This is a genomic window from Sphingomonas caeni (assembly GCF_026013415.1).
GTDB lineage: Bacteria > Pseudomonadota > Alphaproteobacteria > Sphingomonadales > Sphingomonadaceae > Sphingomonas > Sphingomonas caeni.
In genome coordinates this window covers 300,519-319,102 of record NZ_JAPDOK010000004.1, presented here as the reverse complement: position 1 = coordinate 319,102, position 18,584 = coordinate 300,519, and the positions used below count along the sequence as shown (strand labels likewise).

Below are 18,584 nucleotides of genomic sequence, written 5' to 3'. Positions count from 1 at the left end.
GCCGCTTGTGGAGACTACCCCTCCACCGCCTTCGGCGGTCCCCCTCCCCCTCCGGGGGAGGATTTGATAGGATCGGTCGTCGGCATCTTCCCTGGAGACTCGCCATGCTGCTGCGCCGCCGGACCCTGCTCTCCACCGGTGTATCGGTGCCGTTGCTCGCCTTCGCCGGATCGGCCCGCGCCGCCGACCTCCAGCCAGCGCTCGGCGGGCTCGAGCGCTTCATCGGCAAATGGCGCGGTGAGGGCGATGGGCAACCGGGGCATTCGACCGTCGAGCGAAGCTACGAGCCCGATCTGGGCGGCCTGTTCCTCGTCGGGCGCAACCGATCGACCTATGCCCCGCAGGAGAAGAACCCCAAGGGCGAGGTCCATCGCGACCTGGGCTATTATGGCTGGGACAAGGCCCGCAAGTGCGCGGTGCTCCGCCAGTTCCACAGCGAGGGGTTCGTGGTGCAATATGTCTGCTCGACCCCCGAGCTGGGCGCGACCGAGCTGGTGTTCGACAGCGAGAGCATCGAGAATATCCCCGCCGGCTTCCGCTCGCGCGAAACCTGTCGCTTCACCGGCTGGGACGCGTTCGAGGAGCTGTTCGAGATCGCCGAGCCGGGCAAGGACTTCGAACTCTATTCGCACAACCGGCTGGAGCGGGTCTGACCCGCTCCCTCACTCCCCGGTCAGGATGACGACGTCACCGCCTTCGGCGCGATAGGTCGTTCCGGGTTCGCTCGCCTCGCCCGCGCAGTCCCCCACCATATCCCAGTCGACCACCCGGGTTTCCTCGTCGGTCCACCTGGCCACGCAGCCGCGGATCCTCGCGCGGACCCTGCGATTGGGCGCGGCCTCGAGGAACATGTCATAGTCGCGTTTCCCGTCCGCTACGGCGATCGCGCAAAAGGCCGTCATGCCCCAGTCGATCTTGCCGTTGCTCGTCCATTCGGTCACGCAGGCCCGAAAGGCTGGCGCCAACAGCGTGCCGCCGCGCGCCGCGAGCAGGACGAAGCGCCGATAATCGACGTGATGATCATCGACGCACGCTTCGATCGAATCATAGACGTCCTTATACTCGCCTTCGACCTTCACCCGGCAGATCTCGCGGGTATCGTCGGCGTTGAAGGCCGGATAGCCCTCCGCCAGCAGCGCCATCGCCAACAGCATCATCGTCGCTCTCCCCGCCCCCAGGGAGCGCCAGCATAGGGCAAGCGGCGACGCTCCGCCACTTTTCCCCGCCCTTTGGTCGAGACTAGCCGGCCGCGCGCGCCGCCGCCGCCCGCTTCCGCTCGGCCAGAGCGCCGCGCCACGTGCGCGCGCGCCACCACATGATGATGCCGGTGACCGCGAGGATCGCGGGGAGCAGCCCGCCGAGGAACAGGATCAGCTGCCAGACGAAGGGCAGGTCGCTGCCGTCATGGATCTGGCGCATCGTCCGCGCGAGCGTTTGCCGCGGGGGCCCGGCCGGAGCCGGGGCGACCTTGGCGGTGCCATCCTTGTCGGCCACGGTCACGCTCGCCGGCCGGCCCTTTTCGGGCGCGACCGAGACTGTCCATTCGGGGTTGAGGTCGGTAGGCCAGCCGATCAAGACGGGTTTGCCGGGCGCGGCCGCAACGGCACGCGCCACCGCCACCTCCAGCGAAATCGCGGGCGTCGCGAGCGGCTGGGCGCGCATCAGCGCGGCCCGGTCTGGTCCCGGCCCACGCGGCGGCTGAGGTCCGTCGAAACCAGCAAAGACCGGAGGGAAGGAAATCCAGACCCCTGTCAGCGACAGCACGAACAGCGGCACCGAAATCCAGAAGCCGAGCTGATGGTGGAGATTGGTGTCGAAATTGGGATGCCGCTTCCAGCGAAAGCCCCGCCGCACGCTGCTCGTCACCGGCCACCACAGCCACAGGCCGGTGAGCGACGAGAGCAACATCGCCACGCCCACCCAGCCGACGATCAGGCGCCCCGCGCCCGGCCACATCAGCGAGCCATGGAGGACATGTATCACCGGGAACAATCCCTCGCCGCCGTTCACCTTCTCGATGACATGCGCGTCCGAAGGATCGAGATAGAGCGACAGCCGCACCGGGCGGCCCCTGCCTGGCCGGTTCGCGGTGGCGATCACGGGTTCGCCGGGCTTGGCGGGGATGTCGAGCCTCGAAAGCCGCTCGCCCCCGGCCAGCGCGCCGCGCGCCGCATCGGCATAGGCGGCGGGCGCCAGCACCGCCGGCCCATGGCCGCCATGCCGCGCCGGATGCATCCATTCGTCGATCTGGTCGTGCCAGATGAGCGCCGAGCCGGTGACCGAGATCGGGATGATCAGCACCGCGAGGATCAGCCCGATCCATTTGTGAACCTGGAACCACGCGTTCCTCAGGCCGATCCTGGTCATGCGGCGAGCTCCCTTTCGGGAGTCCGGATTGCAGTAACGCTATTGCAAGTCAATTGCAGAAATCAGGCATCGGCCCATTTCCGCAGCAGGTTGTGGTACACGCCCGTGAGCTCGATCACCGAGCGGTCGTCATTGCCGAGCTGCCCCACCAGCCGCTGCACCGCGCCGTCCATCTCGAACAGGATGCGCCGCGCGCCATCGTCGCGGACCATCGACTGGATCCAGAAGAAGCTCGCGACGCGCCTGCCCCGCGTCACCGGCTCGACCCGGTGGAGGCTCGACGAGGGATAGAGGATCGCATCACCCGCTGGCAGCTTGACGGTCTGCGCGCCGAACTGGCCCTCGATGGTCAGCTCGCCGCCGTCATAAGCGGCAGGATCCTCCAGAAAGACCGTCATCGACAGGTCGGAGCGTATGCGGAAATCGCTGCCGCGCTGGATGCGAACCGCATTGTCGACATGCGTGCCGAATTGCTGCCCGCCGGCATAGCGGTTGAACAAGGGCGGGAAGACCTTGAGCGGCAATGCCGCCGCCACGAACAAGGGCGAGCGCGAGAGCGCGTCGAGGATCGCCGCCCCGGCCTCGCGGTGCGCGGGGGTGCCCTCCGGCAATTGCTCGTTCTTCTTCGCCAGCGCCGATTGCGCGCCCGAGGTGACGTTGCCGTCCACCCATTCGGCGCCGTCGATCAGCGCGCGGACCCGCGCCACCTCGTCGCCGCTCAGCAGGTCCGGGATCGCGATCAGCATCAGATGGCCTTGCTAAGTTCGGGGGCAAGTTCGGGCCAGCGCGAGGCGGCGAGCCAGGCGCGGGCCTTTTCGACGAATGCCGGGGTGCCGGTTTCGGCGGCCTCGCGCAACCAGCGCCGCGCCTCGCCGGTCCGCCCGGCATCGAGCAGCATCCGCGCATGGTTGAAGGCGCCGCGGAAATCGCCGCCCGCCGCCGCGCGCGCATAATATTCCGCCGCCTTGGCCATGTCGCGCGCGACCACCCAGCCATCCTCATGGAAGCTGCCCAGATGGTTGATCGCCTTGGCATTGCCCAGCGCCGCCGCCTTGCCGAACCAGGCAAAGGCGGCGGGCTTGTCCTCGGTCACGCCGTCGCCCAGCGCGAGCGCGGTCGCGTAATTGTACATCGCCCACTCGAGCCCGCGCTCGGCGGCGATGCGGAAGCATTCGCCCGCGCGGCGCTTGTCCACCGCGACGCCCCAGCCGAGATCGTAGCAGCGCCCGACCATGTTGAGCGCCATCAGATGCCCCTGCGCCGCCGCCTTGTTGAACCAGGCAAAGCCCACCGCGGCATCGCCGCGATCGAGCAGCATCTGGCCATAGACCGCCTGCGCCTCGGCCACGCCGGCTTCGGCGCCCTCGCGAATCAACCCCGCCCGCGCCTCCGGCGATCCGGAGAGGCGGGCGGCGATGGCTTCGCGGGAGAGGGAGTCGAGCGGTTCGGTCATCCCCTGAGGCTTAGAACTTCACCGCGACCGTGGCGAACGCCGAGCGGCCCGGCGCGATCGCCGCATAGTGCGAGGTATAGGCCTGGGTGAAATAGGCCTTGTCGGTGACGTTCTGGACGTTGACGCTGATCTCGACAGTGTCGGTGAGCTTGTAGCCCGCGCGCAGATCGAAGCGCCAATAGCCGGGAATGGTGCGCAAGAGCACCTTGGTCGCGGGGACCACGGTGATCACGCCTGCGCTGGTCTGGCTCGCCGAGCGGTTGTCGGCATAGCCGCCGAAGATACGGCTCGTGTAGAAGGCGCCGCCACCGAAGCTCAGCCGGCTGGTCGGGCGGAAATCGGTCCACAAGGTGAAGCTGTGCTTCGCGGTCTGGGTCGCCTGGCGGCCATTGTTGACCGAAGGTACCTGCACCGTCGTCGCCGCGGCCGGGCCGTTCGCCGCCACCGCCAGCGCGGTATAGCCGCCATCGACGATCACCGGATCGAGCCAGGTATAGCCGCCGAACACGCTCCACCATTGGGTGACATTGCCGTTGAAGCTCAGCTCGAGCCCGCGGATGCGGCGTTTGCCGATGAACTCGACGGTGTTGTTCGGGCCCGTCGCGCGGGCATTGTCGGTGTCGGTCTGAAAGGCGGCGAAGGTCAGCGCGAGCTGGCCGTCGAACAGGTTCGCCTTGGCGCCGACCTCGTAGGACCGCGTCTGCTCGACCTTGAGCGAGTCGAGCAACGCTAGCGCGGCGGGCGTGTTGGTCGTGCCGAGGCTGTTCGGCTCCTGCCCCTCGCCGAGCAGGCTGTTCGGCGGGGTCGCCGCGGTGGCATAGCTTGCATAGAGGGTGGTGTTGCGCGTCGGCTTGAACACCAGGCCGGCCTGCCAGTTGAACAGATTGTCCGAGCGGCCGAGGCTGAAGCTCTGCGTCGCGTTTGCGGCTTGGCCCGGGGTCACCTTCGATGTGAAGCGGTCGTAGCGCATGCCGAGGTTGAGGATCAGCGAAGGCGTGAGGCTGATCGAATCGAAGCCGTAGAGCGAGACGGTGTTGGCCTGGTTCTGGGTCTCCTCGATCGGCAGCATGTGCACGATCGGCGAGCGCACCGTCGAGGTGTCGCTCGCGTAGTTGACCCAATTGTCGTTCGGGTTCGGATTGAACAGGCTGGTGCAATAGAAGCGCGCGATCGTCGCGCTGTTGCAGCGCGGGGTGACGGTCGAGCCGGTCGAGAGGATCTCGACGCCGCTGGAATTGGTGAAGCCGCGCGTCACGAGCGCGCCGCGCCGGGCCTTTTCCCAGCTCAGTTCGGCGCCGACCGCGAAGCTGTGCTTCACGCTGCCGGTGTCGAACGTCCCGTAGAGATCGGTCTGGTTGGTCAGCCCCTCGGTATAGCCGTAGCGCGTATTGGCGCGGCGCCACACGAGCCCGCCGGTCAGCTGGTCGCCGCGTGCGCCCGCGGCGCCGGTGGTCGGGTTGGCCGCGGCGGTGCCATAGACATTGCCGGTCGAATCGTCGGGCAGCAGGAAGCTGTATTCCTGGTCGTTGTGCGTGAAGCGCGAGGTGTTGCGGATCGTTACCCCGCCGAAATCATGCTCGACACGCATCGTCGCCTGGTGCGTGGTCGCATCGCGGAAGTCGCGGCTGACGAGACCGTAGAAATTGGTGCGCTTGACCGTGCCGGTGACGCCGCCTGCGGTTGTGACGGTACCGAGCGCGGGCTCGGTCCAGATCTCGCCGGTGCCGGGCGCGTTGCCGATCGTGTAGAGATAGGGGATGCCGCTGTCGGGGAGTTCGTGGCTTTCGAGATAATAATAGGATGCGGTCAGCCGCGTGCCGGTGCCCAGCCCGATCGTGATCGAAGGCGCCACGCCCCAGCGCCGCGCCCAGATCGCGTCGCGGCCGGCGACCTCCTGGTCGTGCCACATTGCCGCGAGGCGCACGCCGATCGTGCTGCCGAGGCCGGTGTTGGCGTCGAGCGTCGCGCGCTTGTAGTCGGCGGTGCCGAGGCTGCCGGTCAGGCGGACGAAATCGCCCTGGACCGGCAGCTTCGAGATGATGTTGATCGATCCGCCCGCGCTGCCGCGGCCGCCGAGCGTCGAGTCCGAACCGCGGACGATCTGGACCTGATCGGTCGCGAACACTTCGCGGGTCTGCGCGGCGGAATCGCGGACGCCGTCGACAAAGGTCGAGCCCTGCCCGTCAAAGCCGCGGATGAAGGGACGGTCGCCGATCGGGTTGCCGCCTTCCGCGGCGCCGAAGGTGATGCCGGGAACGGTGCGCAGCGCGTCGGCGAGGCTGGCCGAGCCGCTCTCCTCGATCACCTGCGCGGGAAGCACCACCACCGAGCGCGGGGTGTTGACGAGCGTCGCGGTCGCCTTGGGCCCGGCCTGCTCGGTGCGGCTGCCGGTGACGGTGATCTCCTGCCGGTCCTGTTCGTCGCCATTGTCGGCATTGTCGGCCGGGACGGGATCGGGATCGGTGGCATGCGCCGCCGGCGCGCTCGCGATGAACCCGACACAGGCGAGCGCCAGAAAGGCGGGCGTGGCGGCGCGGGCGGCGGCGGAAGACTGACTCACTGGGAACCCCTTTTAGGTATTGTTCCGGAGTCGCTATTGCGAATCGTTCTCACAGTCAATGCTAATGCGAGTGGTTCGCAAATTTGGGAATGGCATAATTCCTCCCCGACACGGGGAGGGGGACCGCGCCCGAAGGGCGTGGTGGAGGGGCCGCCGCGAAGACGGCGGATAGCCTGCGGGGAGCAGTCACCGCGCCTTCGGCGCGGCCCCTCCACCATCCTTCGGATAGTCCCCCTCCCCGAGCGAGCTCGGGGAGGAATTATTGGCCATCAACCAGGTCCGGATCGCGCTCGCGAGGTTCGGCGGATCGCTGGCCCCGATGCGCGCATGATCGATCGCCGCCGCCAGTGCGCTCAGCGGCAGTCCCCGCGCCACCGCGGCTTCCTCCAGCGCCGCCCAGAACACCGGCTCGAGACTGATCGAAGTCTGGTGCCCCGCGATCGTGATCGAGCGCTTGACCGGCCCGGTGAAACCGCCGGGGGGCGGATCAATCATCGCTATCGAAGAGGGACGCGAGCTGCTCGATCATCGTCCCCGCGAGCTGCTCGACATCCATGATCGTCACCGCACGCTGGTAATAGCGCGTCACGTCGTGCCCGATCCCGATCGCGACCAGCTCGACCGGCGAGCGCGCTTCGATCCAGCCGATCACCTGGCGCAGATGCCGCTCCAGATAAGAACCCGAATTCACCGACAAAGTGGAATCGTCGACCGGCGCGCCGTCGGAGATCACCATGAGGATCTTGCGGTCCTCGGGCCGCGCGATCAGCCGGCCATGCGCCCAGAGCAAAGCCTCGCCGTCGATATTCTCCTTGAGCAGCCCCTCACGCATCATCAGCCCGAGCGACTTCTTCGCGCGGCGCCAGGGCTCGTCGGCCTGCTTGTAGAGGATGTGGCGGATATCGTTGAGCCGTCCCGGCTGCGGCGGACGCCCGTCGGCGAGCCATTTCTCTCGCGACTGCCCGCCCTTCCAGGCGCGCGTGGTGAAGCCCAGGATCTCGGTCTTGACCCCGACCCTTTCCAAAGTCCGCGCCAGGATGTCCGCGCTGATCGCCGCGATCGAGATCGGCCGCCCGCGCATCGATCCCGAATTGTCGATCAGGATGGTGACGATCGTGTCCTTGAACTCGGTGTCGCGCTCGACCTTGTAGCTCAGGGACAGCATCGGATTGACCACCACCCGCGCCAGCCGCGCCGCGTCGAGGATACCCTCCTCCTGGTCGAAGTCCCAGCTGCGGTTCTGCTGCGCCATCAGCCGGCGCTGGAGCCGGTTGGCGAGCTTGGTCACCACACCCTGGAGATGGACGAGCTGCTGGTCGAGATAGGAGCGCAGCCGGTCGAGCTCCTCGGGGTCGCACAGCTCGGTCGCCGCGATCTCCTCGTCATATTGGCGCGTGAAGGGCTTGTATTCGAATTGCGGCGGCAGGTCGGACCAGGGGCGGTTGGGGCGGACGGGCAGGATGCCATCCTCGCCCTGATCGCCTTCCTGGCCCTCGCCATCGTCCATCGCGTCGGACTGCTGCTCCTCGCCCTGCTGGTCGCTGTCCTCGCCGTCGCGCTGTTCGCCGCGCGCCTCGACATCGCCTTCGCCCGACTGGGCCTCGCTCTCGCCCTGCTCGTCGCCGGCATCCTCGCGGTCGTCGGTGCCCTCGTCGTCGCCCCCGCCCTCGTCGCTGTCGTCGGGGAGCATGTCGCCTTCGGTCAGCTCGAGATCGTGAAGCAGCTTGCTCGTCAGCGTCGCGAAGGCGGCCTGATCGTCGATCGCGAGGCTGAGCGCATCGAGATCGCCGCCCGCCTTCTCCTCGATCCAGTCGCGCACCAGCGCCATGCCCAGCGCCGCGGTGGCGGGGGCCTCGCGGCCCGTCAGCCGCTCGCGCACCATCAGCGCGATCGCGGTCGAGAGCGGCACCTCGTCCTTGTTGCGCGCCCGGCTGATCGGGTCGGAGCGCAATTTCATTTCGAGGCTGTGCGCCAGATTCTCGGCGATCCCGGCATAGCCGCGCGATCCGAGCGCCTCGATCCGCGCGGTCTCGACCGCGTCGAACACCGCGCGCGCCACCGGCTCGCGCGGCGCGCTTTTGTTGTGGAGGCCCGTATCGTGGAGCCGCATCCGCAGCGCGAAGCCGTCCGCGAACCCGCGCGCCTCGGCCACCTGCTCGGGCGGCAAGGTGCGGCTGGGCATCGGCACCTTGATGCTCTTGCCCGATTGCGCGGGCGCCTCGGCGGTGAAGGCGAGTTCGACCTCGGCTTCATTGGCGAGCGCACGCGCGGTGCCGCCCAGCACGTTGCGCAGTCGTTCGAGAGGAGAGTCGGCGGGCATTTCCCGAGCCCCTTAGCGGCTAAGCCGCGCGCGCCGCAATCGCCTCGGCGGGAACCGGCGGCCAAACCGGGATTTGTCCGGCCATCCCGGCCCGCCGCTCCGGCCGCCTAGATATAGATGTAGACGTAGTTCACCTGGATCGAGATCGGCCGGAACAGGGTCCTGCGGAAGTTGCGGTTGATCGCGAAGGTCGCGGTGCCGTCCGGCGTCACGTCCTTGACCGCGATCGCGGCGCCCAGCACGTCGCTGAACACCACCGGATAGGGGAGCTTCGCCGGATTGGTGGTCAGCCGCGGCACTTCGCGCGCCAACGATTCCGTCCCCGGCTTCGACCAGAGGATATAGTCGAACGGCGCCTTGCGCCCGTCGCGCATCACCTCGAGCTCGAGCTCGACCTTGCGGTTCTTCGGGTTGAACTTGCGGTAGCGGATCTGGACCAGGTCGCCGGGGTGGAGCTGGTCGAGCCAGGTCGAGTGATAGCGGATCGGCACCGGGATCGCGATCGGCGCCTGCATCGCCTTGTCCTTGGCGCCGGCGAGGAAATAGCGCTCGAATTTGCGGTCGCCATCGGCGTCGATGAAGCAGAAACGTACGATCGCCTCGAACTTGGCGCCGATCCCGCCGAGCAGCAGCGAGCGCAACGCCGAACGGCCGCGCTGGTTCTCGCCGCAATAATATTTGCCGTTGCCGCCCATCACCGCGTCGGTGCTCTCGGGCGCGATCACCGGGGTCAGCTCTCCGCCCACGGGAATCGAATCGGTGAAGCGATCGGCCTTCACCTCGGCGGGATCGTCGAGAAAGGCGCGCTCGGTCGCGGTGATCCTGGCGCGCATCAATATGTCGCCGGGCCGGGCGGTGAAGGCCTCGCGCAGCTTGACGTCCTGGTTGGGCACCAAAGTCTCGGGCATCGGATAGATGCTGATCCGCGGCGCGGCGGATGCGACCAGCAGCGGCAGGGCAAGCAGGCCCAGCCAGCGGAACGCTTTGAAACGCATGGAAACTCCCCCAACGCGCGCGCCGCCCCTCACGGCACGATCCCCTTGAGGAGCCTATAGGTTCGAACCTGAACGGGAGACAACAGCCTTCAGGCTTTGCTCATCACGCTCTCGGGCAGGTCCTTGCCGAACACGCGCTGATAATATTCCGCCACCTGCGCGCGCTCGGCCTCGTCGCACTTGTTGAGGAAGCTCAGCCGGAACGCGAAGCCGACATCCTTGAAGATCAGCGCGTTCTGGGCCCAGGTGATCACGGTGCGGGGGCTCATCACGGTCGAGATGTCGCCGTTGATGAAGCCCTTGCGGGTCAGGTCCGCCACGCGGACCATGTTCTCGACCGTCTCCTTGCCGCCCGGGCTGTCATACTCGCCCGACTTGGCGAGCACGATCTGCGCCTCGACCGCGGCGGGGAGATAGTTGAGCGTCACCACCACGTTCCAGCGGTCCATCTGGCCCTGGTTGATCTGCTGGGTGCCGTGATAGAGACCGCTGGTATCGCCCAGGCCGACGGTATTGGCAGTCGAGAAGAGCCGGAACCAGGGGTTGGGACGGATCACGCGGTTCTGGTCGAGCAGGGTCAGCTTGCCCTCGGTCTCGAGCACGCGCTGGATCACGAACATCACGTCGGGGCGGCCCGCGTCATATTCGTCGAAGACGAGCGCGGTCGGGGTCTGGAGCGCCCAGGGGAGCAGCCCCTCGCGGAATTCGGTGACCTGCTGGCCGTCGCGCAGCACGATCGCATCGCGGCCGATCAGGTCGATGCGCGAGATGTGCGCGTCGAGATTGATGCGGATGCACGGCCAGTTGAGCCGCGCCGCGACCTGTTCGATATGGGTCGACTTGCCGGTGCCGTGATAGCCCTGGATCATCACCCGGCGATTGAACGCGAAGCCCGCGAGGATCGCGAGCGTGGTGTCGCCGTCGAAGACATAGGCCGGATCGAGATCGGGCACGCGCTCGTCGGCCTCGCTGAAGGCGGGGCATTCCATGTCGGTATCGATCCCGAACAGCTCGCGGACCGAGATGGTCTTGTCGGGCGCCTCGAGGATCGTCGTGTCCCGGCTGTCGGGCTGCGTGTTGGGAATGTCGGCCATGAGTCCAGTCCTGCTTGCGAGGGTGCGACTAGAGGCTCGCGCAGTGCGCCGCAACATCCGAGTGCCCGTTAACACTTTCCCTGCGTAACGATTCGTGAAAAGGTGACGTCAAGACGCCGCACCACGGGAGGTAACCATGCGCAGGGCAATTCTGGCAGTGGGGATGTTCGTGATGCTGGGGGGCTGCCCGTCGGGGCCGGCGACCAACAACACCGTGCAGCCGACTCCCACACCCACTTCGACGCCGCAGCCGACGCCGTGGCTGACCGCCGATCCGGTCTGCTCGGGCCAGATCACCCGCGCCGAATGGCTGGTGTGCGACAACAAGCAGCTCAACGATCTCCACCGCAAGCTCGCCTGGCAGTGGCAGACCGAGCGCCAGAACGCGACGCCCGAGCGGATGCAGGTGCTCGAGGACCAGCTCTATGCGCTGCTGAGCGAGCGCGACAATTGCCAGGACGCGGCCTGTATCGCGACGGCCTATCGCCGCTATCTGGCCGGCCCCGCGCCGCTGCCCAATCCGCGGCCGACCACCAAGCCGAAGCCCAAGCCGCGGCCCAAGCCCAAGCCGCATCGCGGCCCGCACCAGCCGCGCGGCGACAATGACGATGGCGATTGGGGTCCGAGCGCGGGCGAGCGGAGCTGCACCGCCGAGATCGGGCCGGCGGCGGCCGCGCGGCTGTCGCAGCAATGCGACATCGTCACGCAGGGCAATGACCGGCTGTGCAGCACGCGGCGCAGCTGCGACGCGATCCGCGAACAGACCGAGCATGGCTGCCGCGAGACGTACCGCAAACCGGGGTTCTGTCGGCTGTAAGTCGGGCCGAAAGTTACGAAGGTTAGGGGGTCGGCGCGGTCTTCGGCGGCAGGACAAACAGCCGCACGAAGCGCTCCGCAAGCGCCCGGTCGCCCTCGACCTTCATCGATCCGTCGGACTCGGGATCGGCGATCGGGCGGCCGCCATAGACGACCGAACCAAGCGTCATCGGATCGGTGGTGAACACCACATCGGCGCCCGAAGGATCGTCGCGGCGGATGGGAATCTGGCTGCCGGTCACATGGGCGACGAAGGTCTCGGCCCCCATGCGGAAGCCGATCGTCGCATCGAGCCCGGCCGAGAGTTCGGCCGAGAGCATCGTCCGGAACGAGAGCATGATCGACGCGGCCGATAGCGGCAGCGTGGTGTCATGGTCGGGCGAGCGCGCCGCCCAGCGGCCCAGTTCCTTGATCGCGGTCTCGCTCTCATAGCCCCAGGGGGTCAGCTCGTAGATCTGGACCGAGGCAGGCGGGGGCAGCTTGCGCCGCACCAGGATGCCGGTCTCCTCCATCCCCTCGAGCCGCTGGGTAAGGATATTGGCGCTGATCCCGGGCAGGCTGGCCTTCAGTTCGCTGAAGCGGCGCCCGCCGAACATCAGCTCGCGCACGATCAGCAGCGACCAGCGTTCGCCCACCAGTTCGAGCGCGAGCGCGGTGCCGCAGGCATCGTCATACCAGCGCATTTTCGAGGATTTCGCTTCCTGAGTCACTTTTTTTAACTTCATGGTTGCTTTTTGTAACTCACGCCGGCATCAAGGTCAAGGAAAGCGATTCGAGTCGCTCACCAAGCAGAGGTTTCAAGCCATGACACTGGTACCCGCCGCCGAACTGGCCGCCCGCGAGACCGCGCGCTGGCCGAACGAGAGTGCCGACTATCGCGACGCGCGCACCGCGCTGCTGGCCGCGGAGATCGACCTGCGCCGCCAGATCGAGGCGGTCGCCGAACAGCGCCGCGCGCTGCCCCCGGGCCCCGAGGTGCGCGGCGACTATCAATTCGTCGGCGAGCATGGCCCGGTCACCCTCGCCGGGCTGTTCGGCGACAAGGATACGCTCATCCTCTACACGTGGATGTTCGGCCCCCAGCGCGAGCGCCCCTGCCCGATGTGCAGCGCGCTGCTGGCGGCATGGGATGGCGAGGCGCTCGACATCCAGCAGCGTGTCGCGCTCGCGATCACCGCACGCTCGCCGATCGAGAAGATGCTCGCCTTCAAGGCCGAACGCGGCTGGCAACATCTGCCGCTCTATTCGGACCCGTCGCAGGATTTCAGCCGCGACTATCACGCGATCGCGCCCGATGGCGGCGACATCCCGCAGTTCATGGCGCTCACCCGCCGCGACGGCACGATCCGCCTCTTCTGGGCGGGCGAGATGGGCGAGGCGAGCAAGGATCCCGGCCAGGATCCGCGCGGCGCGCCCGATCTGATGCCGCTCTGGACCATCCTCGATTCGACCCCCGAGGGCCGCGGGACCGATTGGTACCCCAAGCTCAATTACTGATCCGATCTCGAAGGGAGATTTCGCCATGACCAAGAAGCTCTTCATCAGCCTGCCCGTCTCCAACGTCGCCGCATCGGTGGCGTTCTACGAAGCGATCGGCATGACCCGGGACCCGGCCTTTCCGAGCGGCGAGAATGGCGCTGCGATGAACTGGTCGGACTCGGTCTGCTTCATGCTGTCCAGCCACGCCGCGTTCGGCGCGCTGACCAGCAAGCCGATCGCCGACACCCATGCGACCGTCGCCAACCTGTTCGCGCTGTCGATGGACAGCCGCGAGGCGGTCGACGCCGTCTTCAAGGCCGCGCTCGCCGCCGGCGGGCGGGAGGTTCACGGCGTGGAGGATGAGGGCTTCATGTACAGCGTCGGGTTCGAAGACCCCGACGGCTATGGCTTCGGCCCCTTCCATATGGACATGGAGGCCGTCCCCGCGGAGGCCTGACCGGCGCCGCATGCCGCGCGTCCGATCTCATGCCCCTTTGGACGCTTCTCGACTCGACTCATCCCGGCCGCGGGGCCGATGACGTCCCCCGGCTCGACTAGTGAAACCGAACGCATAGGAGAGACCCAGATGACCCAGATGATCTTCGTCAACCTGCCCGTGACAGACGTTGCCAGGTCCACCGCCTTTTACGAGGCAATCGGCTGCACCAAGGACGCGCGCTTCAGCAACGAAGCCGCTTCGGCGATGCAGCTCAGCGACACGATCGTGTTCATGCTGCTCGGCCACGACTTCTTCCAGACCTTCACCGGCAAGGCGATCGCCGACTCGCACGCCACCACCGAGGTGCTGCTCTGCATCTCGCGCGACAGCCGCGATGCGGTCGACGCGATCGTCGAGGCCGCGGGCGCGGCGGGCGGCAAGGCCGATATCCGCGAGAAGCAGGATATGGGCTTCATGTACGGCCGCAGCTTCGAGGACCCCGACGGGCATATCTTCGAGCCGATGTTCATGGACGTGGAAGCCATGATCGCCGCCTTCCCCGAAGGCCCGGCGCACGAGCCGGCCTGAGTAGAGCGTAAAGGAGAGACACGATGACCCAGAAAATCACGCCGGTGCTGTGGTTCAACCATGTCGCCGAGGAAGCCGCCGCTTTCTACACCAGCCTGCTGCCCGACAGCCGGATCGACCGCGTCGTCGCCTCGCCCGCCGACAGTCCGGGCGGCAAGGCCGGCTATCCGGTGGTGGTCGAGTTCACCCTTGCCGGGCAGAGCTATGTGGGCCTCAACGGCGGCCCGCTGTTCACCCCGAACGAGAGCGTCTCGTTCCAGATCGTCACCGAGGATCAGGAAGAGACCGATCGCCTCTGGAACGCCATCGTCAACAATGGCGGCGAGGAGAGCGCGTGCGGCTGGTGCAAGGACAAATATGGCTTCAGCTGGCAGATCACGCCGCGCATGCTGCTCGATCTGATGACCGACGCCGATGCCGGACGCGCCAAGCGCGGCTTCGAGGCGATGCTCAAGATGCGCAAGATCGACATCGCCACGATCGAGGCCGCCGCCGACGGCGCGCTGGCCGACGCCTGAACCCGGGAGAGATATCATGACCTATGTCGAAGGATTCCTCGTGCCGGTCCCCACCGCCAACCGCGAGGCCTATGAAAAGCATGCGGAATCGTGCCAGCCCTATTTCCAGAAGCACGGCGTCAAGCGCGTCGTCGAGGCCTGGGGCGACGATGTCCCCGACGGAAAGCTCAACGACCTGAAAAAGGCCGTCGCGCTCGAAGAGGACGAAACGGTGGTGATCGCCTGGTTCGAATATCCCGACCGCGCGGCGCGCGACGCCGCCAATGCCGGGATGCGGAGCGATACCGAGATGGCGGAGGTGGGGGGCAAGAATGCGCCCTTCGACGGCAAGCGGATGATCATCGGCGGGTTCGATTCGATCGTCGAGGTGGGATCGCCCGCGCCCGGCAGCTATATCGACGGCTTCGTCGTGCCGGTGCCCGAGGCGAACAAGGAGGCCTATCGCGCGATGGCCGCCAAGGCCGCGCCGATCTTCCAGGAATATGGCGCGAACCGCGTGGTCGAGGCCTGGGGCGACGATACCCAGGACGGCCAGGTGACCGACTATCACCGCGCGACGCTCAAGGAGCCGGGCGAGAAGGTGGTCTATTCATGGGTCGAATGGCCCGACAAGGCGACCCGCGACGAAGCCTGGGCGAAGATCATGCAGGACGAACGCATGAAGCCCGACGGCGACATGCCCATGGACGGCAAGCGCATGATGTGGGGCGGCTTCGCACCGCTCGTCGACGAGACGCTGTGACCGATTCCTCCCCCGCTGCGCAGACAGCGGGGGAGGGGGACCACGAAGTGGTGGAGGGGCTCCGCCACTGGCCGCAGACGATGCCGATGAGGGCGAGCCCCCTCCGTCAGCTTCGCTGCCACCTCCCCCGCTGCGCGAGGGAGGACTAAAATGAGGGAGACATACGATGACCAACGCGCATGGCAGCTTCATCTGGTACGAATTGATGACCGCCGATCCCAAGGCGGCCAAGACCTTCTACGACGATGTGATCGGCTGGGACATCGGCGAGCCGATGCCGGGCGGCAAGGACTATCGCGGGATCAACGCGCCCGACGGCATGGCCGGCGGGGTGATGGGGCTCGATGCCGACATGCTGGCGCACGGCGCCAAGCCGGTGTGGCTGCCCTATTTCGGAGTCGGTGACGTCGATGCGACCGTCGCCGGGATCGTCGCGGATGGCGGGCAGGTCCATCTGCCGGCGTTCGACGTGCCCGAGGTCGGCCGCATCGCGATGGTCACCGATCCGCAGGGCGTGCCCTTCTATGTGATGCGCGGCGCGAGCGACCAGGCGAGCACCGCCTATCAGCGCAGGGGCCTGGGCCATGTCAGCTGGAACGAGCTGATGACGCCCGACGACCAGGCCGCGATCGCCTTTTACGGCAAGCATTTCGGCCTGAGCACCGCGGGTTCGATGCCGATGGGCGAGATGGGCGACTACACCTTCCTCGCCAATGGCGACAGCAAGGGCGAGGCGGTCGGCGCGGTGATGCGCACCCCGCCGGGAAGACCCTCGGGCTGGGGCTTCTATTTTCGCGTGCCCGAGATCCAGGCGGCGAAGGCCAAGGTCGAAGCCGGCGGCGGCACCGTGCGGGAGGATCCGATGCAGGTGCCCGGCGGCGAATGGGTGATCAACTGCACCGATCCGGAGGGCGTGAGCTTCGGGCTCGTCTCCCCCGAAAATGCCGCAGCCTGAGGGGCGCGCGACATGGCACGTAAGATCATCGGTGGCGCCTTCCAGTCGCTCGACGGGGTGATGCAGGCGCCGGGCGGCCCGACCGAGGACTGGACCGGCGGCTTCCCCTATGGCGGCTGGTCCTTCAGCTTCTGGGACGAGGCGATGGGCAATGCGATGGGCGGGTTGTTCGGCGGACCGTTCGACCTGCTGCTCGGCCGCAAGACCTATGAGATCTTCGCGGCGCACTGGCCCTATGTCGGCGAGGACGAGCCCATAGGCGCGGCGTTCGACGCGGCGAACAAGTACGTCGTCACCCATAGCGACGCCCCGCTCGAATGGCAGAACAGCCACCATGTCCCGACGATCGACGCGGTCGCGGCGATCAAGGCGGGCGATGGGCCGGACATCCTCATCCAGGGCAGCACCACGCTCTACCCGCAGCTCTTCGCGGCGGGACTGATCGACCGGCTGTTCGTGATGACCTTCCCGGTCGTGCTCGGCACCGGCAAGCGCCTGTTCGGTCCCGCCACGCCCGGCTTCGCGATGAAGCTGGTGAGCCACGAGGTCTCGACCACCGGCGTCACCATGACGACCTACGAACCCGCAGGCGAGGTGCCGATCGGGAGCTTCCAGCAGAAGGAACCGAGCGAACGCGAAGTGGCCCGGCAGGCGCGGATGAAGGCGGAGGGGTAGATAATCCTCCCCGGCACGGGGAGGGGAACCACCAAGGGCGGTGGAGGGGGCTTTCCACGAGCGTTATCGCCCGTTGAAAGCCCCCTCCGTCATGCTGCGCATGCCACCTCCCCGTTCCGGGGAGGAATGAGTTCAAGCAAATGCCGGCGAACCCTTGAGCTGCTGGTACGCCGCGATCACCTTCGCCAGCGCGGTTTCGTAGCTGCGGTCGCCGCCGTTGCGGTCGGGATGGAATTTGCGCACCAGTTCCGAATAGCGCCGCCTCAGCGCCATCCGGTCGGCATCGACCTCCAGTTCGAGCGTGCGCAGCGCCTCGCGGTCCGCGCCCGACAAGGGCCGCCCGTCCTTGCGCTCGACCGGCATGCGGTCGCGGAAGCGCGCCTGGATCGCATCGAGCGGATCGGAGAAGTCCGCCCAGCGCGGCGGGCGGTCCGCGCCGCCGCTGGCGTTGAACGCCCGCGTCTCGCGCTCCCATCCCGCGAAGGGGCGTTGCGCGTCGTGGATCTCCTCGGTGCTCATGCCCTTGAAGAAATTATAGCCCGCATTGAATTCGCGGACATGATCGAGGCACAGCCAGCGATAGGGAGCGGGGCCGTCGCCCACGCCTCGCGCGCCCTCCAGCGGCGGCGCACGGAACTCGCCGGGCTGGTCGCAGCCGGGTTCGGCGCACAGCCGCCCTTTCGCCTCCACGCGGCCGTGGAAGCGGGCATGGGGTCGATCCTTTGGGGCCCGGTCTTTTCTGGATTGGCTGTCCGCCACGCTACCTCTCTCGAACAATCGCCCTATATAGGCGCAATGACCTTGCCTGCCACCGCGCCGCTATCCGAAATCATCGCCGCCCGCCTCGCATCGGCACTCGGCCCGACGCGTCTGGAAGTCATCAACGACAGCCATCACCATGCCGGCCATAGCGGCGACGACGGCACCGGCGAATCGCACTGGACGGTGGTGGTCGAGGCCCCGGCATTCGCGGGGCTGAACCGCGTCCAGCGCCAGCGGCTGATCAACACCGCGCTCGCCGACCTGCTCGCGACGCGCATCCACGCGCTGGCGATCAAGGCCCGCGCACCGGGAGAGGCATGACCGTCGCCGAGCGCCCCGCCGCGCGCATCCTGCTGCTCGACGATGCGGGGCGCGTGCTGCTGTTCCGCTTCGACGCGGGCGACCGCCCCGCCTTCTGGGCGACGCCGGGCGGGGCGATCGACCCGGGCGAGAGCTATGCCCAGGCGGCCCGGCGCGAACTGCGCGAGGAAACCGGGCTCGATCTCGATTGCGGCGAGGAGATGCTGCGCAGGGTGGTCGAGTTCGTCACGCTGGAAGATGTCCCCGTCATCGCCGACGAGCGCTATTTCCTCGTCCGCGCGGGCGATTGCGCGATCGACACGGCGAACCATACCGAGCTGGAACGGCGGGTGATGCAGGAGCATCGCTGGTTCGCCCGCGGCGAGATCGCACCTGGCCCGAGACGATCTTTCCCGAAGATTTGGTTGGGATGCTTGCACAAGTCGGTGAACCGAAAAGCTGACTTTCCAATCCGTAGCTGTTCGGCGACCGCCGGGCGCGATATCTCCGCGATGAACGGA

Annotated in this window: 21 protein-coding genes and 1 pseudogene; 11 read left to right on the top strand and 11 right to left on the bottom strand. The window is 67.3% G+C overall.

Annotation, left to right across the window (positions count from 1 at the left end; all coding sequences use genetic code 11):
• Positions 1–104: 104 nt before the first annotated feature.
• Positions 105–653: an FABP family protein gene (locus tag OF829_RS13040; RefSeq protein ID WP_264940501.1), complete on the top strand. Its 549-nt coding sequence runs from the start codon at positions 105–107 to the stop codon at positions 651–653.
• A 9-nt stretch (positions 654–662) separates the two neighbouring features.
• Here OF829_RS13040 and OF829_RS13035 read toward each other — a convergent pair whose 3' ends face one another.
• The 9 genes from OF829_RS13035 to cobS form a co-directional block, all read right to left on the bottom strand.
• Entirely contained in the window at positions 663–1,157 is a 495-nt protein-coding gene (locus OF829_RS13035) for a hypothetical protein (RefSeq protein WP_264940500.1), read from the bottom strand.
• A gap of 82 nt (positions 1,158–1,239) precedes the next feature.
• Entirely contained in the window at positions 1,240–2,367 is a 1,128-nt protein-coding gene (locus OF829_RS13030; protein WP_264940499.1) for a PepSY-associated TM helix domain-containing protein, read from the bottom strand.
• 62 nt (positions 2,368–2,429) lie between these two features.
• Complete coding sequence (locus OF829_RS13025) at positions 2,430–3,113, bottom strand: Fe2+-dependent dioxygenase (RefSeq protein WP_264940498.1); 684 nt, start codon at positions 3,111–3,113, stop codon at positions 2,430–2,432.
• Complete coding sequence (locus tag OF829_RS13020) at positions 3,113–3,820, bottom strand: tetratricopeptide repeat protein (protein WP_264940497.1); 708 nt, start codon at positions 3,818–3,820, stop codon at positions 3,113–3,115. The genes OF829_RS13025 and OF829_RS13020 overlap by 1 nt, the downstream gene beginning before the upstream one ends.
• 10 nt (positions 3,821–3,830) lie before the next feature.
• Entirely contained in the window at positions 3,831–6,380 is a 2,550-nt protein-coding gene (locus OF829_RS13015; RefSeq protein ID WP_264940496.1) for a TonB-dependent receptor, read from the bottom strand.
• 186 nt (positions 6,381–6,566) lie between these two features.
• Positions 6,567–6,875: a ribbon-helix-helix domain-containing protein gene (locus OF829_RS13010; RefSeq protein WP_264940495.1), complete on the bottom strand. Its 309-nt coding sequence runs from the start codon at positions 6,873–6,875 to the stop codon at positions 6,567–6,569.
• Positions 6,868–8,700, bottom strand: coding sequence for a cobaltochelatase subunit CobT (gene cobT / locus OF829_RS13005; protein ID WP_264940494.1), 1,833 nt, complete (start codon positions 8,698–8,700; stop codon positions 6,868–6,870). The genes OF829_RS13010 and cobT overlap by 8 nt, the downstream gene beginning before the upstream one ends.
• Before the next feature lie 107 nt (positions 8,701–8,807).
• The gene (locus tag OF829_RS13000; RefSeq protein WP_264940493.1) at positions 8,808–9,695 is read right to left on the bottom strand and encodes a hypothetical protein; all 888 of its coding nucleotides are present in this window, start codon (positions 9,693–9,695) and stop codon (positions 8,808–8,810) included.
• Between the two features lie 89 nt (positions 9,696–9,784).
• Positions 9,785–10,789 (bottom strand): cobaltochelatase subunit CobS, encoded by a 1,005-nt coding sequence (cobS, locus tag OF829_RS12995; protein WP_264940492.1) that lies wholly within the window; start codon positions 10,787–10,789, stop codon positions 9,785–9,787.
• A 136-nt stretch (positions 10,790–10,925) separates the two neighbouring features.
• Here cobS and OF829_RS12990 point away from each other — a divergent pair, with 136 nt between their 5' ends.
• Positions 10,926–11,606 (top strand): lysozyme inhibitor LprI family protein, encoded by a 681-nt coding sequence (locus OF829_RS12990; RefSeq protein WP_264940491.1) that lies wholly within the window; start codon positions 10,926–10,928, stop codon positions 11,604–11,606.
• 22 nt (positions 11,607–11,628) lie between these two features.
• On the opposite strand, the gene OF829_RS12985 is transcribed toward OF829_RS12990, so the two are convergent.
• Entirely contained in the window at positions 11,629–12,330 is a 702-nt protein-coding gene (locus tag OF829_RS12985) for a winged helix-turn-helix transcriptional regulator (protein ID WP_264940490.1), read from the bottom strand.
• A 79-nt stretch (positions 12,331–12,409) separates the two neighbouring features.
• Between OF829_RS12985 and OF829_RS12980 the strand changes: the two genes are divergently transcribed.
• The 7 genes from OF829_RS12980 to OF829_RS12945 all read left to right on the top strand — a co-directional run bounded on the left by OF829_RS12980 (position 12,410) and on the right by OF829_RS12945 (position 17,001).
• Positions 12,410–13,102 (top strand): DUF899 family protein, encoded by a 693-nt coding sequence (locus OF829_RS12980; RefSeq protein WP_264940489.1) that lies wholly within the window; start codon positions 12,410–12,412, stop codon positions 13,100–13,102.
• A 25-nt stretch (positions 13,103–13,127) separates the two neighbouring features.
• Positions 13,128–13,541, top strand: coding sequence for a VOC family protein (locus OF829_RS12975; RefSeq protein ID WP_264940488.1), 414 nt, complete (start codon positions 13,128–13,130; stop codon positions 13,539–13,541).
• A 129-nt stretch (positions 13,542–13,670) separates the two neighbouring features.
• The gene (locus OF829_RS12970) at positions 13,671–14,111 is read left to right on the top strand and encodes a VOC family protein (protein WP_264940487.1); all 441 of its coding nucleotides are present in this window, start codon (positions 13,671–13,673) and stop codon (positions 14,109–14,111) included.
• Positions 14,112–14,134: 23 nt separating this feature from the next.
• Positions 14,135–14,629: a VOC family protein gene (locus OF829_RS12965; RefSeq protein ID WP_264940486.1), complete on the top strand. Its 495-nt coding sequence runs from the start codon at positions 14,135–14,137 to the stop codon at positions 14,627–14,629.
• Between the two features lie 16 nt (positions 14,630–14,645).
• Positions 14,646–15,371, top strand: coding sequence for a DUF1428 domain-containing protein (locus OF829_RS20600; protein ID WP_319951554.1), 726 nt, complete (start codon positions 14,646–14,648; stop codon positions 15,369–15,371).
• Positions 15,372–15,537: 166 nt separating this feature from the next.
• The gene (locus tag OF829_RS12950) at positions 15,538–16,326 is read left to right on the top strand and encodes a VOC family protein (RefSeq protein ID WP_264940485.1); all 789 of its coding nucleotides are present in this window, start codon (positions 15,538–15,540) and stop codon (positions 16,324–16,326) included.
• A 12-nt stretch (positions 16,327–16,338) separates the two neighbouring features.
• Positions 16,339–17,001, top strand: coding sequence for a dihydrofolate reductase family protein (locus tag OF829_RS12945; RefSeq protein ID WP_264940484.1), 663 nt, complete (start codon positions 16,339–16,341; stop codon positions 16,999–17,001).
• 132 nt (positions 17,002–17,133) lie between these two features.
• On the opposite strand, the gene OF829_RS12940 is transcribed toward OF829_RS12945, so the two are convergent.
• Complete coding sequence (locus OF829_RS12940; protein ID WP_264940483.1) at positions 17,134–17,691, bottom strand: J domain-containing protein; 558 nt, start codon at positions 17,689–17,691, stop codon at positions 17,134–17,136.
• Positions 17,692–17,796: 105 nt separating this feature from the next.
• On the opposite strand from OF829_RS12940, the gene OF829_RS12935 reads away from it, so the two are divergent.
• Both OF829_RS12935 and OF829_RS12930 read left to right on the top strand, forming a co-directional pair.
• Positions 17,797–18,084 carry a BolA family protein gene (locus OF829_RS12935; RefSeq protein WP_264940482.1) on the top strand — a complete coding sequence of 96 codons (288 nt, stop codon included), beginning with the start codon at positions 17,797–17,799 and terminating at the stop codon, positions 18,082–18,084.
• Positions 18,081–18,526 (top strand): annotated as a pseudogene (locus OF829_RS12930) (NUDIX hydrolase). The gene OF829_RS12935 and the pseudogene OF829_RS12930 overlap by 4 nt, the downstream one beginning before the upstream one ends.
• Positions 18,527–18,584: the final 58 nt, after the last annotated feature.